The 15,435-nt window shown below is 32.6% G+C and carries 16 protein-coding genes and 1 pseudogene; 10 read left to right on the forward strand and 7 right to left on the reverse strand.

Annotated features, from left to right (window positions below):
• The first annotated feature begins 9 nt into the window (after positions 1–9).
• From LJY17_RS12435 to LJY17_RS12460, 6 genes are all read left to right on the forward strand, one after another.
• Complete coding sequence (locus LJY17_RS12435) at positions 10–1,632, forward strand: BatD family protein (RefSeq protein WP_264544845.1); 1,623 nt, start codon at positions 10–12, stop codon at positions 1,630–1,632.
• Positions 1,632–2,633 (forward strand): vWA domain-containing protein, encoded by a 1,002-nt coding sequence (locus tag LJY17_RS12440; RefSeq protein ID WP_264544145.1) that lies wholly within the window; start codon positions 1,632–1,634, stop codon positions 2,631–2,633. Before LJY17_RS12435 ends, LJY17_RS12440 begins: the two co-directional genes overlap by 1 nt.
• Positions 2,634–2,741: 108 nt before the next feature.
• Positions 2,742–3,788, forward strand: a complete 1,047-nt coding sequence (locus LJY17_RS12445) for a vWA domain-containing protein (protein WP_264544146.1) — start codon at positions 2,742–2,744, stop codon at positions 3,786–3,788.
• Positions 3,769–4,524, forward strand: coding sequence for a tetratricopeptide repeat protein (locus LJY17_RS12450; protein ID WP_264544147.1), 756 nt, complete (start codon positions 3,769–3,771; stop codon positions 4,522–4,524). Before LJY17_RS12445 ends, LJY17_RS12450 begins: the two co-directional genes overlap by 20 nt.
• Before the next feature lie 17 nt (positions 4,525–4,541).
• Positions 4,542–6,329 (forward strand): BatD family protein, encoded by a 1,788-nt coding sequence (locus LJY17_RS12455; protein ID WP_264544148.1) that lies wholly within the window; start codon positions 4,542–4,544, stop codon positions 6,327–6,329.
• Positions 6,330–6,349: 20 nt separating this feature from the next.
• A complete protein-coding gene (locus tag LJY17_RS12460; RefSeq protein ID WP_319800126.1) occupies positions 6,350–7,102 on the forward strand; it encodes a tetratricopeptide repeat protein in 753 nt (250 codons plus the stop codon).
• Here the strand turns inward: LJY17_RS12460 and LJY17_RS12465 are convergent, their stop codons facing one another.
• Positions 7,103–7,660, reverse strand: coding sequence for a CvpA family protein (locus tag LJY17_RS12465; RefSeq protein WP_264544149.1), 558 nt, complete (start codon positions 7,658–7,660; stop codon positions 7,103–7,105). It abuts the gene before it with no gap.
• A gap of 133 nt (positions 7,661–7,793) precedes the next feature.
• Between LJY17_RS12465 and LJY17_RS12470 the strand changes: the two genes are divergently transcribed.
• From LJY17_RS12470 to LJY17_RS12480, 3 genes are all read left to right on the forward strand, one after another.
• On the forward strand, positions 7,794–8,150 hold the full coding sequence (locus LJY17_RS12470; RefSeq protein WP_264544150.1) for a hypothetical protein: 357 nt from the start codon (positions 7,794–7,796) through the stop codon (positions 8,148–8,150).
• Positions 8,151–8,218: 68 nt separating this feature from the next.
• Positions 8,219–9,238 (forward strand): phenylalanine--tRNA ligase subunit alpha, encoded by a 1,020-nt coding sequence (gene pheS / locus LJY17_RS12475; protein WP_264544151.1) that lies wholly within the window; start codon positions 8,219–8,221, stop codon positions 9,236–9,238.
• Positions 9,239–9,295: 57 nt separating this feature from the next.
• Positions 9,296–9,703 (forward strand): hypothetical protein, encoded by a 408-nt coding sequence (locus tag LJY17_RS12480; protein ID WP_264544152.1) that lies wholly within the window; start codon positions 9,296–9,298, stop codon positions 9,701–9,703.
• A gap of 2 nt (positions 9,704–9,705) precedes the next feature.
• On the opposite strand, the gene LJY17_RS12485 is transcribed toward LJY17_RS12480, so the two are convergent.
• Together LJY17_RS12485 and LJY17_RS12490 are read right to left on the reverse strand one after the other, a co-directional pair.
• Entirely contained in the window at positions 9,706–10,014 is a 309-nt protein-coding gene (locus LJY17_RS12485) for a hypothetical protein (protein WP_338441412.1), read from the reverse strand.
• A gap of 154 nt (positions 10,015–10,168) precedes the next feature.
• Entirely contained in the window at positions 10,169–11,164 is a 996-nt protein-coding gene (locus LJY17_RS12490) for an NAD(P)H-dependent glycerol-3-phosphate dehydrogenase (RefSeq protein WP_264544154.1), read from the reverse strand.
• Positions 11,165–11,368: 204 nt separating this feature from the next.
• Here LJY17_RS12490 and LJY17_RS12495 point away from each other — a divergent pair, with 204 nt between their 5' ends.
• Positions 11,369–12,268, forward strand: a complete 900-nt coding sequence (locus LJY17_RS12495; protein WP_264544155.1) for a nicotinic acid mononucleotide adenyltransferase — start codon at positions 11,369–11,371, stop codon at positions 12,266–12,268.
• A 112-nt stretch (positions 12,269–12,380) separates the two neighbouring features.
• Here LJY17_RS12495 and LJY17_RS12500 read toward each other — a convergent pair whose 3' ends face one another.
• From LJY17_RS12500 to gmk, 4 genes and pseudogenes are all read right to left on the reverse strand, one after another.
• Positions 12,381–13,550, reverse strand: coding sequence for an iron-containing alcohol dehydrogenase (locus tag LJY17_RS12500; protein ID WP_264544156.1), 1,170 nt, complete (start codon positions 13,548–13,550; stop codon positions 12,381–12,383).
• Between the two features lie 66 nt (positions 13,551–13,616).
• The gene (locus tag LJY17_RS12505; RefSeq protein WP_264544157.1) at positions 13,617–14,261 is read right to left on the reverse strand and encodes a hypothetical protein; all 645 of its coding nucleotides are present in this window, start codon (positions 14,259–14,261) and stop codon (positions 13,617–13,619) included.
• A gap of 3 nt (positions 14,262–14,264) precedes the next feature.
• Positions 14,265–14,845 (reverse strand): annotated as a pseudogene (nadD, locus tag LJY17_RS12510) (nicotinate (nicotinamide) nucleotide adenylyltransferase).
• Positions 14,846–14,854: 9 nt separating this feature from the next.
• The gene (gene gmk / locus LJY17_RS12515; RefSeq protein ID WP_264544158.1) at positions 14,855–15,430 is read right to left on the reverse strand and encodes a guanylate kinase; all 576 of its coding nucleotides are present in this window, start codon (positions 15,428–15,430) and stop codon (positions 14,855–14,857) included.
• Between the last annotated feature and the right edge of the window lie 5 nt (positions 15,431–15,435).

Raw genomic sequence — 15,435 nt, forward strand, 5'->3', positions numbered from 1 at the left:
GGTTTTATGATGATGATTAAAAAATATTGTTTTTTATTATTCTTATTGGTTCAATCGGTTGTTTTTGCACAATCATTGGAGACTAAAATCGATACTACAAAAAATAAAATTGGAGCTCAATTTACGTTGACTTTAAAGGTAAAAACAAAACCAAGTACTTTGGTTACTTTCCCACGCGGAAATAACTTTGGAGCACTTGAAGTTATCGAATCTTATCCTATCGATACAGTAAAAAGTGATGCTAATTACGAGCTAATTAAAAAATACGGTCTAACACAATTTGACTCAGGTAAGTATGTTATACCAAGACTTCCCGTATTATTTGATAAAAAACCAATATTCTCAGACAGTATTAAGGTTGAGGTTTTCAACGTAAAAGTAGATACGCTTAAACAAAAAATGTATGACATCAAACCAATTATAGCTGTTGAAAAGCCTTTTGGTAATTGGTGGAAATACCTTTTGGTAGTTATACTTTTATGCGGATTAGGATATTTGGGATATTATCTTTGGAAGAAAAACAGAAAACCAAAACAAAAAGAAATTGTATACAATTCACCTATTGAAAAAGCAACAAGTTTATTACAACTTTTAGAGAAGAAGGAATTATTAGAAAAAGGAGAAGTAAAAGAATATTATTCGGAATTAACGGATATTGCTCGTGATTATATCGAAGAAGCTATTGAAATTCCAGCAAAAGAAAGTACTACTTCAGAACTTATAGTAGCGCTCCGCGCAGCATCTAACAAAAAGAAAATGAAACTTTCAAGAGAAACTCTCGAAGGTTTAGAAAAAGTATTAAAACAAGCCGATTTGGTAAAATTTGCCAAATCAAAACCACTAGATTTCGAAATTGCTGATGATAGAAAAAAGATAGAAACAACAATCTTAACACTTGATAAAGCTATTCCAGTAATTGTTGATGAAAATAGCTTAAAGTGGCAAAAGGAACAACAAGAATTTCTTAAGAAACAAAAAAGAAAGTCACAACTTGTTAATTTGGCTGGAATAACTGGATTTATGCTATTGTTTGCATTAACATTTGTTATTATTACTAAAGGTTTTGATTATGTAAAAGGAGGTTTTTCAGGATATTCTACTAAGCAATTAGTAAATCAAGATTGGATAAAATCTGAATATGGAAATCCTTCGGTTGTTATAGAAACACCTGAAGTTTTAAAACGTTTAGATACTAAAAAGGCTGTGCCAAAAGATGCAATGGCGCTAATAAAAGACATGCAAATGTTTGGCTTTGGTAGTATTTTAGACCACTTTACAATTGTGGTTTCAACAACTCAGTTTAAAAATAAGCCACAAGAAGGTGATGAAAGTAAACAAACAGGACTTGATTTAGGCCAAGCTTTAAATGGAACAATCGAAACCATGGAAGCACAGGGCTGTCAAAACATGATTGTAAAGCAAGAAGAATTTAGTACAGAACAAGGTATAAAAGGAATAAAAGGATACGGAACAATGACTGCCAACGGAGAAAAAATGTATTACCAAATACTTTTATTCAGTCAGGCAGGAGGGTTGCAACAAATTATGATTGCTCATAAAGAAGGTGATGAAAACGCACAGAAAATTAGTGAACGAATGTTAAACTCTGTTGAACTTAAATTAGCAAACTAATGACCAATGTAACTTTTCTAAATCCAGAGTTTTTTTGGTTGTTTTTGCTACTGCCATTAATAATTGTTTGGTATTTCTTTAAAAGAAAAGAAGAAAAACCAACTTTAAAAATAAGTTCATTACAAGGTTTTAAAGGAACTACATCAATACTTCCTAAATTAAAACCTATGTTGTTTGTTTTACGATTGATTGCATTAAGTTCTTTGATAATTGCCTTGGCAAGACCACGAAGTGTTGATGTGAGCAATAAAAACAACAGTACAAACGGTATTGATATTGTAATTGCTTCTGACGTTTCCGGAAGTATGTTGGCAAAAGATTTAAAGCCAAATAGAATGGAGGCTTTAAAACGTGTAGCTGCTGACTTTGTTGAAGAAAGAGTAAACGACCGAATTGGTATTGTGGTTTATGCGGCAGAAGCTTACACGAAAACACCAGTAACAAGTGACAAAGCGGTTGTGTTGCAAGCTATAAACGATATAAAATACGATAATGTTTTACAAGATGGTACTGGAATAGGTATGGGATTAGCAACAGCGGTTAATCGATTAAAAGAAAGTAAAGCAAAAAGTAAAGTGGTTATTTTAATGACCGATGGAGTGAATAATGCAGGATTTTTAGAACCCATAATGGCCTCTGAAATTGCTGCCGATTTAGGAATAAAAGTATACACTATCGGAATCGGAACAAACGGGAATGCACTTTTTCCTTATGCTTATGCTCCTAATGGTGGATTTTTATTTAAAATGATGCCAGTGCAAATTGATGAAAAGTTGATGAAACAAATTGCACAAAAAACAGGAGGGAAGTATTTTAGGGCTCAAGATAATACAGGTTTAGAAAATATTTATAAAGAGATAAATAAGTTAGAAACAACTAAAGTCGAAGAGTTAAAGTATGTTAATTATGACGAAAAATTCAGACCATTTGTGTGGTTGGCAGGCTTGTTGTTGTTAATTGAAATAGTATTAAGAAATACAATTTTTAGAAGTTTTATATAATTGAAAAATTAGAAATTATGAATTATAAGTTATGAGTTTTTTGATGGTCTTTCAAAAATAGCACCATAATTAACTCATAATTCATAACTCAAAACTCATAATTAAAAAATGTACGAGTTAGACGAATCAAAATATTTGTATTTATTCATTTTACTACCACTATTGGTGTTGATTTTTCTTTGGGTCCAAATCTGGAAAAGAAAAAAGCAACGCGAATTTGGGGATGAAGAATTACTGAAAGTTTTAAGTCCAGAAAAATCAAGATTTAAGCCGTCGCTAAAATTTGGAATTGTTCTATTAGGTTTCGCGATGCTTATTTTAGGTTTGGTTAATCCAAAAATTGGAACCAAAGTCGAAAAAGTAAAACGAGAAGGAATTGATATTGTTTTTGCTATTGACGTTTCAAAAAGTATGTTGGCAGAAGATGTTGCTCCTAACAGATTAGAAAAAAGTAAGCAGTTAGTATCACAAATCATTAATAATCTAGGAAGTGATCGCATTGGAATTATTGCGTATTCAGGAAGTGCTTTCCCTGTGTTGCCAATAACTACTGATTATAATATTGCTAAGATGTTTTTACAGTCTATGAATCCGGGCATGATTTCTTCTCAAGGAAGTAATTTGGATGAAGCAATTGAATTAACAGAAAAGTATTTTGAAGGAAGCGGAAACACAAGTAAGCTTTTAATAATGGTGACTGATGGTGAAGATCACTCAGAAGCAGCAGAGTCAGCTGCTGAACAAGCAAAAAAGAAAGGAATAAAAATTATTACAATTGGTGTTGGAACAACTTCGGGAGGACCAATTCCTATTAAAAATAATGGAGTTACTGAAAGTTATCATATAGATAAATCGACAGGAGAAAAGGTAATCACAAAATTACGACCAGAAGCTTTACAAGCCATTGCAAAAGCAGCAAAAGGAGGTTACATAAACGGGAACAACACAAAAGAAGTGTTGGATTTTATGCGTAAATCACTAAATAACATTCAAAAAACAGAGTTTGAAGCGACAGAAATGGCAAACTTTCAATCTCAATTTCAATGGTTTTTAGGATTTGGGTTTTTCTTATTGCTTTTAGATGTTTTTCTACTGGAAAGAAAAACAAAATGGGTACAAAAATTAGACTTGTTTAATGAGAAGAAGGAAAGATAGCATGGAAAGCATTTTTAAAATAGTATTTATATTGCTTTCTGTTAGTACATTTGCCCAACAGAAAAAAGATTTTGCATTGCCTGATGGGAACGAGGAATTTGCTAAAAAGCAATATGCAGATGCTGAGGTAAATTACAGACTTTCAAAAGGGATTAATGCAAAAAGAGCTACAGCATCATATAATTTAGGAAATGCAATTTATAAGCAAAATCAGCCAAGTGAGGCAAAATTTGCTTATGCGAAAGCAATAGAAACTGCCAAAGGGAAGCAACAAAAACATAATGCTTTTCATAATATTGGCAACGTTTTCATGAAAGAAAAAGCATATGACAAGGCTGTTGAAGCCTATAAAAATGCATTGCGAAACAATCCTAATGATGATCAAACTAGGTATAATTATGCTTTGGCAAAAAAAATGCTGAAGGATAATCCGCCGAAGGATGATAAAAAAGACGACAAAAAAGATAAAAATCAGGATCAGAAAAAAGATCAAAACAAGGATAAGAAAGAAGATAAAAAAGATCAGCCAAAAGATCAGGACAAAAAAGATAATAAAGACAAACCTGAGCAAAAAGATCAAAATCAAGATAATCCAGAGCCTAAGCAAGGTAATGTTCCAAAAGATCGTTTACAAAACTTGCTGGACGCTGTAAATAATGAAGAAAAGAAAATTCAAGATAAAGTAAACGCAAGAAAAGTAAAAGGTAAACCGGTTGAAAATCAGAAAGACTGGTAACTAATGAATGTATGAAAATGAAGAAGCTATTTTTTGTAATATCAATATTATTTAACATTGGTTTATTTGCACAAACCCAATTCGTGGCTAGTGTGAGTAAGAATTCTTTGGGAATAAACGAACGCTTACGCGTTGATTTTGCAATGAATGAAGATGGTGATAACTTTAGTCCACCAGCTTTTGAAGGTTTTCGAATTGTTGGAGGACCCAATCAATCGGTGAGTTATTCATGGGTTAATGGCCGAAAATCATTCGAAAAAACATATTCATATTTTCTTCAACCATTAAAAAAAGGAACGTTTGTTATTAAGCAAGCGACCATAGAAATTAATGGTCAAGTGTATAAAACATCTCCGCTTAAAGTAACTGTTGGAAATGCAGTAGCTGAAGAGAGAGATCCTTACGAGCAATATAATCCGTATAATCAACAACAACGTCAAGCACCAGCTGGGCCATCAGGAAAAGATGGCGTACATCTTGTTGCCGAAATTTCAAATTCAAACCCTTACCTAAACGAGCCTATCACGGTTGTTTATAAAATATATGTAAGCCATCGATCAGGAGTAGGAGGTTGGAGAGAATTATCAAGTCCAAAATACACTAATTTTTGGAGTCAAAATATAGACGTAAAACAACTACAAGTTCAAGAAGGCACCTTTAATGGAGAGCCTTATCGTTATGCTGTTTTGCGCAAAACGGTTTTATATCCACAAAAATCAGGAAAATTAGAAATAGAACCATTATCGTTAGATGTTGAGGTTGAAGTGCCATCTGGTCAAGTTGATTTTTTTGGTAGACCAATTATGAAAATGGGTAGCAAAAAAGTAGCTGCGGGTTCAAAAGTTATCAATGTAAAACCTCTTCCCGAAGCAGGAAAACCTGAAGATTTTAGCGGAGCAGTTGGTAATTTTAATTTTCAGGTTTTACCTTCTAAAACAGAGTTGAAGGCTGGAGAATCATTAGATTTAAAAGTAGTAGTGTCTGGTAAGGGTAATCTAAAATTATTTACATTGCCAAAACCTGTAGTACCAGCTTCTTTAGAAATGTACGATCCAGCGCATAAAGAAAATGTTCAAACGCCATTAACAGGAATGACGGGTAGTATTTCAGATACTTACACAATCATACCACAGTCAAAAGGACAATATCCAATTCAGCCATTAACATTTACTTATTTTGATTTGTCTACAAAGAGTTATAAAACCATTACATCTCAAGAAATTACGATTAATGTTTTAGATGGAGTGGCAACATCATCTGCAGTAGCCGAAAACACAAATAAAAAACAAGTAACATCAAATGCAACTTTTGCTTTTATAAAATCTAAAACGCAATTAGTTTCTCAAAGTAAATCAGACTTTTTAGGGTCAGGAATGTTTTACGGATTTTTAGTTGCACCGTTTTTAATTATTCCTGCAATTATTTTATTTAGAAGAAAGAAAGAAGAACTTGATGCTGATGTTGCTGGAAATCGAATCAAACTTTCAAATAAATTAGCTAAAAAATACCTTTCTGAAGCGCAAAAGCAACTGGCAAACAAAGAACCATTTTACATCGCATTAGAAAGAGCTTTGCATAACTTCTTGAAGGCAAAACTGCACATCGAAACATCAGAAATGAGTAAAGATAAAATTACTCAGTTGTTATTGGTTAAAAATGCTGAAACAGATACAGTAAACCAATTCATTTCTTTAGTTGAAAGTTGTGAGTTTGCACGTTATGCGCCTTCAACAAGCACAAGTATTCAAAACGATTACAATCTGGCAGTAAGTATTATTTCCGATTTAGAAAAGCAAATGGCATAATTGTATTAAGAAACGTAGTTATGAAAGAGATTAAAAATATAGTTTACCTATTCTTATTTATTACTCAAACGTTTTGGGCACAGTCGGCTTTTGAGAAAGGAAATGCCTTATATCAAAAAGGGAATTATCAAGAGGCAATTGCTTCTTATGAAGGGATCGTAAAATCAGGACAAGAATCTGCGGAGGTTTATTTTAACTTAGGAAATTGTTATTACAAACTCAATAAAGTTGCTCCCTCAATTTATAATTTTGAGAAGGCATCATTGTTAAGTCCCAACGACTCTGAAATACAGAATAATTTATCTTTTGCTAAAAAAATGGCAATTGATGAAATTACCGAAGCGCCAAAAGTTGGATTTTCTAAAATTATAGCAGATTTCACATCAAGCTTTCATTATGATACTTGGGCTTGGATTTCAATATTGTGTTCAGTTTTATTTCTGATAGGTTTTGTATCGTATTACTTTTCTAGTTCAACTGGTTTAAAACGTATTTTCTTTTCAGGAATGATTTTGTTTTTACTCTTTTTAGTAATAAGTATTTTTTCTGGATTTTATGAAAAGAACAGGATAAGTAATGATCGTCCAGCTATTGTTTTTGCGGATGTAATTTCAGTGAAAAGCGAACCTAATCCATTATCTCAAGATGCTTTCAAGCTACATGCGGGAACTAAAGTAATGGTTCTTGAAGAATTAGGGAGTTACAAAAAGATTCAGCTTGCTGATTTAAAAGAAGGCTGGATAGAGAAAAGCGCTATTAAAGAGATTAAGTAATTACTGAACTGTATCTTTATCAAATTCTCCGTCTTCCGCTTTATCAAACTCTTTTACTTCTTTTTTTACATCGTCAAACCATTCACTTAAAACGGGTAATAAAAACTCAGCAGTTTTCATACAAGGTCCAACAAGTAATGTTTTCTCCTGAAGGTTTTCATCAACGCTAACAAAGCCGATATCTACCTTTTGAAATAAATTTAAAAGTATTCCAAAAAAGAGAGCGGTTTTAATTGCGCCAAAAGTTCCACCAAGTAAAGAGTTTAAGATGCCTAAAAATGCGAAATCAGCTATTGAAGAGATTATTTTTGCCAATAAATGAATTCCAATAACAAAAGCAAAAAGAGTAATTAGAAATGAAGCAACTGTAATAGTTTTTGGGGACCATGAAACATGGTTTTCTAGCATACCTTGAGTTATATATGAAAATTTAACTGCAATAAATACTCCTATAAAAAAGGCAATTAAAGAAGCCAACTCTACAAAAAGCCCATTTTTATATCCTTTAAAAAAACCAATTGCAATGGCAACAATCAATATAATATCTAAAAAACTCATTTTTGTCTCTTTTTTCTCAAATTTAATAAAATTGTATAAACAACCAACAGAAAAGATTTTCAGCACTATCTTTGCACACTAATTTTGTGATTATGAATTTAAAACTCATAACTCATAACTCATAACTCAAAAAATGTCACGCGATATACAACTCAAAGAACGTTGGGACTCTATAGTTAAATTTCTTTCAGAAAAATTTGCTGAAGGGGATGAACTTGATCTTGATGCAATAATTTATTTAATTGGTGTTCAAGAGCTCGGAAAGTTCAATACAACTTACAAAAAAGACGAAAAAATTAACTTAATGCATATTGCCATTTGTCGTTTACTTGAACCTTATGGTTATTATGAATTTGATTATTTTGATAACGAAGGATGGCCACATTATAAAATTAAAGAAGAGTTGCCACCACTTAAAGCGGGTGAACAATCGGTTTTAATGAAAGAAGCTATTGTAAATTATTTTTTGGAAAAGAAAGTAATCAGCTAAATACTGTAAATAGTTCACTGTGTACTGTAAACTAAAAATTGTAAATTTGCACCTTATTACGAAGAACGATGACTGATAAGATTAAAGAATATATTGAAGAAGCGAAAGCTTTTACAACTCAGAATAAAGAAAAACTAGAAGAATTCCGAATTAAGTTCCTAGGAAGTAAAGGTTTGGTGAAGGATATTTTTGCCGAATTTAAAAACGTCCCTAATGATCAGAAAAAGGAATTTGGACAAGTAATCAATTTGCTTAAAACCATCGCTGAAGAGAAAGTAAAGGCAATTCAGGATGAATTAGAAAGCAAAGAAGAAGTAAAAGGAATTTACGGCGATTTATCGCGTCCAGCTGAACCGTTCAAAATTGGTTCTCGTCATCCTATTTCTTTGGTTAAAAATCAAGTGATTGATATTTTCTCAAACATTGGGTTCAATGTTTCTGAAGGACCAGAAATTGAAGACGATTGGCATAACTTCACAGCATTAAATTTGCCAGAATATCATCCAGCTAGAGATATGCAGGATACGTTCTTTATTCAGACAAATCCTGATATTTTATTACGTACACATACATCATCGGTACAGGTGCGTTATATGGAGAATAATAAACCGCCAATTCGTACGATTTCTCCAGGAAGAGTATTTCGTAATGAAGCGGTTTCATCACGTTCACACTGTATTTTCCACCAAGTAGAAGGATTGTACATAGATAAAGATGTTTCTTTTGCTGATTTGAAGCAAACACTTTTATATTTCACTAAAGAAATGTTCGGAAAATCTAAAATTAGATTACGTCCGTCATATTTCCCGTTCACAGAACCAAGTGCTGAAGTAGATATTTATTGGGGATTAAAAACAGAAACTGATTATCGTATTACTAAGGGTACAGGTTGGTTGGAAATTATGGGTTGCGGTATGGTGGATCCTAATGTTTTGAAAAACTGTGACATTAACCCAGACGAGTACAACGGTTTTGCGTTTGGAATGGGTATCGAGCGTATGGCAATGCTTTTATATCAAATAAGTGATATCCGTATGTTCTATGAAAATGATGTACGTTTCTTAGAGCAATTTAAATCAAGTATTTAACATAAAATATATTAACCCTTTCTAATAAATCTGAAAGGGTTTTTTCTTCTGTATATTATGAAAAAAGATATCGAAATACCTAAAGTTGAAAATGTATTCCTAGCTGCTATACAAGAGTGGAGTGATGACTTTATGGACAAAGTATGGTATGTTTATTTAGTAAATGATTCAGATTTTGATCTGGATAGTGTGATGGTTGTTTCTAAAGCCTTTGGAACCATTGATGGAGAAATGCGCAAAACGTCGCTTTTAAGACACGCATTTATGAAAGTTCCAACTGTATCTGCTGTAAAGGTAGAAATGATTGAAAATAGCGTTTTAGCACTTAATAACGAGTTTATGGTGACCTATTTCATAGGAAATACATTGTATGATAAAAAATTCACTTTCCGTAAAAATACAATTAACGAACATGCTACCGAGGAAGTGCCTCATATTTGGAAGAATGGAGTTGTAGTAAAATAATTTTAGAAATTACTATTGCAGTAAAAACCTTTGTTCTGTTTGGCTATTTTATCCGGCCAACTATTTTTGGCTATCTCTATATAATTATCCGATTCAATAAAACTTATTGATTCTTGAATTATTTTATGCAATATCTGTTTTTCATTGTCAATTATTTTTGTGCTAAATCTGGCAGATTTTAGTTTTGAAAGAATTTCATTTTCTAAATCAGATCTAATTTCAACTTCTTTGACATTTAGTATTAAACTTCCAGGTATCGGGAATCCTTTTCTATTTACCAATGAAACTTTTTTGGATAAACTCAATATCATAAAGACTTGATTCCATTTTCTTTCACTTTTAAAGTAATGGATCCACCATCCATCCAACAGTTGATGTCTTCAATTATTAAATGTTCATTCATAGTAAAGTAAGCATGAATTTTTTATAAATTACAACAACTCATTTAGATTACTTACTTGTCAATTAATTCAATTTATCCGTTAGTTTCTTGAACGATTGTTTTGCTTCTTTTCCTTCATACAATACTTCGTAAACAGCATCTAGGATAGGAGTTTTGGCTTTGTATTCTTTATTTAAATTCCAAGCACTTTTTGCAGCATAATATCCTTCGGCAACCATACTCATTTCCATTTGTGCTGATTTTACAGTATAGCCTTTACCAATCATGTTACCAAACATTCTGTTTCTGGAAAAGACTGAGTAACCCGTTACCAACAAGTCTCCTAAATATGCCGAATTGTTGATGTTGCGTTTCATTTTATGAACTTTCTTGATGAATCGTTTCATTTCACGAATCGCGTTACTCATTAATACAGCTTGAAAGTTATCTCCATAACCCAAACCATGAGCAATACCAGCAGCTATCGAATAAATGTTTTTTAAAACTGCTGCATATTCAGTGCCGATGATGTCATCAGTGGTTTTGGTTTTTATAAAATAACTAGCTAGATTTTTAGCCATTATTTTCGCCTTAGCAGCATCACCGCATGCAATTGTTAGATATGATAAGCGTTCTAAAGCAACTTCTTCGGCGTGACAAGGGCCTGTTATAACACCAATATTATCATAATCGATATTATAATTTTTGTGGAAGTGTTCACCAACAATCATACTGGTTTCTGGAACAATACCTTTAATTGCCGAAAAAATGACTTTCCCTTGCAGATCTTCGGTTAAGTTTTGAAGTTCGTTATTTAGGAAAGCCGAAGGGATTGCAAATATTATATAGTCAGCATCTTTTACTGCCTCGTTAATATCATTAGTTAGGTTTAGTTTTTTGATGTCAAATTCAACCGAACTTAAATAGTTTGGGTTGTGTTTGTGAAGTTTTAAATGTTCTATAGCATATACGCTTCTCATGTACCAATTTACTTGGTCAACATTCATAGTTAACATTTTCACAATGGCTGTGGCCCAACTACCACCACCTATAACGGCAAATTTTGGTTTTTCACTCATAATTTATTTTTTAGCCCCGATAGTAGCGATATCCTTTTATGGCGACTGAGATTCTTGAAGTTGCCAAAAAAGATATAGCGAATAGCGGGAAAAAGCTCCTAAATAAAAGTCGGAACGACGTTTTTATAAAAGAAAAATCAAAGGTATAAAATTTTTGGCACGCATATTGGTTTATGATATATGAAACTATAAAAAACACAGGTTATGAAAACTATAAAAATACTTTTGTTGGCCATTTTTACTCCACTGCTCTTTACGGCATGTGTGAAGGAAGTATATGTTGAAGATACATATGTAGATAATGGTATTTCATTACCACAACTTATGGAAGGATACGATTTGTGGTATGTAGACTATGATGCAACAACAGGAAGCGGTGATGTTCCTTTTTTAACAAGAGCCTTTACTGTTTCGTTTGTGAATGGGAGTATGTATGCTAATAACAATTTGGCAGGTATTGGTTCAACTGGAGGAGGTTTTGGAGTGCGTATAGGAAGCTATAATTATTTTACAAATGCTGTAAGGGTATATCATGATATTTATGGGATTTATGACCTTGAGGTATATCAGTTATCTTCTAACCGAATTAAATTGTATAACCGTAGTGAGAATGTAACTTATTATTTAAACGGTTACCAAAGAAGTTCTTTTGATTACAATAAATTGTTCTATGATAATTTACATTATTTTTTACAAGAATATAAAGCTTGGGAAAAGGTATATACAAGTAACTATGGAGCGTTAAATGATTTTGATAACGAACATTTTATTCAGTTCATTGCAGGAGGGAGTGATAACAATTTCCGTTCATCACAAGATGCACCTGGTACACCATACAATAATATCTATTGGGATTTTACAGGATTATATGGCATTTCTAACACATCTAGCTATTACAGTAAAATTTTAACATTAGATTATGATTTTTGGGGCAATGAATCGTTTACCATCACCGTTATTAATGATAGTAGGATTCGATTATACCACAATGCATCAGGGACAACCTATGAATTTGTTGGTCGAGGATTTATTCAGTACATGAAAAAAGGAGTAACAACTCCAAGAGAAAGAGCAAAAAGTACTGCAGGAAAATTAGAGAGTTAATAAATATAAATAAAGTTAAGTTACGTTTTGTTTTTGGTGTTAAGTAGAAAGGCGTTCAGGTATAAATCTGAACGCCTTTCGAAATTTTGCCTTCGAGAGCCTCAGGCAACAATTAGTAACTCATTTCTACAATAGCACGAACTTTTTCTGGGGTAATATTCTGTTTTTCGCCCAATGCTTTCCAACCTCTTTCTTCAAATCGTTTTACAATAAAGTCGGCTGTTTCTGTATAATTGTCTGAAGTGTTTTCAGATAATTTTGTCTGCATTCCCATTTCATGAAGGAATTCAACAGTTTTTTCGATGGCTTTTTCTGCTTTGTCTTCTATAGTATTACCAGTAATGCCAAAAACTCTTTCTCCATATTGAGCTAGTTTGTCTTTTTTAGTTTCAAACATCACACGGTATAAATTAGGGCCAATGATTGCCAATGTTCTGGCATGGTCAATTTCGTATAATGCTGTTAGCTCATGCCCAATCATATGAGTTGCCCAGTCTGAAGGGACTCCTTTTTGGATTAATCCGTTCAATGCCATGGTTGCACACCACATATAGTTAGAAGCTAATTTATAATCACTTGGGTTTTCAACTACTGATGGACCAATTTCGACCAAAGTCTGTAAAATGCTTTCTGCAATTCTATCCTGTAATAATGCATCGTGAGGATAGGTTAAATATTGTTCTAAAACGTGAGTGTAAGCATCTACGATTCCGTTTTGAATTTGTTTTTTGGGTAACGATTCAATTACAGTTGGATCACAAATAGAAAATTGAGGAAACAAAGCACTACCTCCAAAAGATAGTTTTTCCTGTGATTCATTAATGGTAATTACAGCTCCCGAATTCATCTCTGAACCGGTTGCTGGCAATGTTAAAACAGTTCCAAAAGGGATAACCTGAGAAAGATCTTTGATTAATAATCGTTTGTGTAGAATTTCTTTTGGTTCTCCTTCAAATTTCACGGCTGCCGAAATGAATTTCACACCATCAATCACACTTCCGCCACCTACAGCTAGTATAAAATCAATGTTTTGGTCTTTGATAATTTGAACTGCTTTCATCAGGGTTTCGTAACGTGGATTTGGCTCTATTCCACCAAATTCTACAATTTCATAACCTGTTAAAGCGGTTTTTACTTGATCGTAAATACCATTTTTAAAGATGCTTCCACCACCGTAGGCTAGTAATATTTTTTTCCCTTTTGCTATTAAATCAGGAAGCTTTGTAATTTGTCCCTTTCCAAACACATAGTTGGTGGGATTGTATAATTCGAAGTTTGTCATGACTACATTTTTTTTAATGAGTCATAAAATTACGGAACAATTTTGGGAACAAATGGTAAAAGAATGTTAAGGATTGGGTTTTGTGAAAAGGGAAAACCCTTTTAAAATTAGTTTTATAAAAAGCAAAACTAAACATGAACTTAAGATTAAAGATAAGACACCAACAATGATAAAACTTGTGCCGGCAACCTGCCATCGCCTCTGATTGTAAAAATCGAAAGCTTTAATGAAATTAAATTTTTGATTTTTTACCAAAGTTTTTAGTTCTTTCTCTGTCTCAACTTTAGTTACTTTGTTAGTTTGCAGATTGATGTGGAAAAATTTATTATTAAATGTGTTTCCTATGAAGTTGTTTCCAATTAATTGGACTTCATCAATATCAGTAATTATTTCAGTCTCTTCATCTTCAATGTAAGCTTGTTCAGGTAAATCAATAAATGATATTTTATATTTTTCATTTATTGGAGCATACCAATAATCACCAACTCCTTCATCTATATCTTTAATTTTAGATACGAATATTGAACCAGTAAAAGCAAAAAAATACATGCTGTAAAGCCAAATAAATGGAGAACAAAAAGCAAGAAAGGTTCTTCTTTTTTTCTCTTTTTTACTTAAAAAATAAGTTGTGATTGATGTAGGAATTGATAAAATGAGACTTACAAGACCAATTAAGATTAAATGTATTGCGATTGCAAATATTGGCCCCATATTCTACTTTCTATAAAACAAATTATGCTCCACATATTCCCAAAGCTTACGGGGTAACATAGGAGTTACATTTTTTTTTTTTTGATGCTTTCACGAATAAAAGTAGAAGAAATTTCAATGACTGGAGCCCCTACACGATGAATTTTTGGATGATTAGCAAATTCAGAATTCATTTCACCTGAATTTACTCTTGGGTAAACATACACATCATGATTAGATAAAATATGTTCGTAGTTTTTCCATTTGTGCAACGAATTCAGGTTGTCTTCACCCATAATTAATGAGAATTCATACACAGGAAATTTTTCTTGTAAATGTGCTAGTGTGTTTACAGTATAATTGGGTTGCGGTAATTTAAACTCAATATCAGAAGGTTTTATTTTTGGAAAATCTTCAGTAGCTAAATGTACCATGTGCAAACGATGGTAATCGTCTAATAAGGTGTTTTTTTGTTTGTGAGGATTGTGTGGGGTAACCACCATCCAAATTTGGTCTAAGTCAGAATACTCAGCCATATGGTTGGCAATAATCAAATGTCCAATATGGATTGGATTAAATGTTCCAAAATATAATCCTACTTTCATTGAGTAAGTTTATTTATTCACGAAATTTTTTACTAATTCATAAGCTTCTTGCTTAGCTATATCCAAATCATAGTTTTTGATAATGGTGTCAAATTGGGGCGCTGTAGCTAACTCGACATGAGCTTTTGCAATACGCATATTGATTTTTTCCTCACTTTCGGTTGAGCGTTCTTTTAAACGGCGTTTAAGTTCATCTACACTTGGCGGTTTAACAAAAACAGCAAGGGTTTGTTCAGGGAATTTGTGTTTAATGCGTAATCCACCAGCCACATCAATGTCAAAAATTACATTCTTACCCAAAGCCCAAATGCGTTCTACTTCACTTTTTAATGTGCCATAAAAATTATCACGGTATACTTCTTCCCATTCTACAAAATCTTCGGCTTTGATGTGCTGCTTGAAATCATGAATTGACATGAAGTAATAGTCTTTTCCTGAAACTTCTTGACCTCTTGGTTCGCGAGTTGCAGCAGAAATTGAAAACTCTAAATTCAATTCGTCAATTCCTAATAAATGTCTTACTATAGTTGTTTTTCCAGATCCTGATGGTGCTGAGAATACGATTAATTTTCCTCCGTTATTCATTTTTT

Source organism: Flavobacterium hankyongi, from assembly GCF_036840915.1.
Taxonomy (GTDB): Bacteria; Bacteroidota; Bacteroidia; order Flavobacteriales; family Flavobacteriaceae; genus Flavobacterium; species Flavobacterium hankyongi.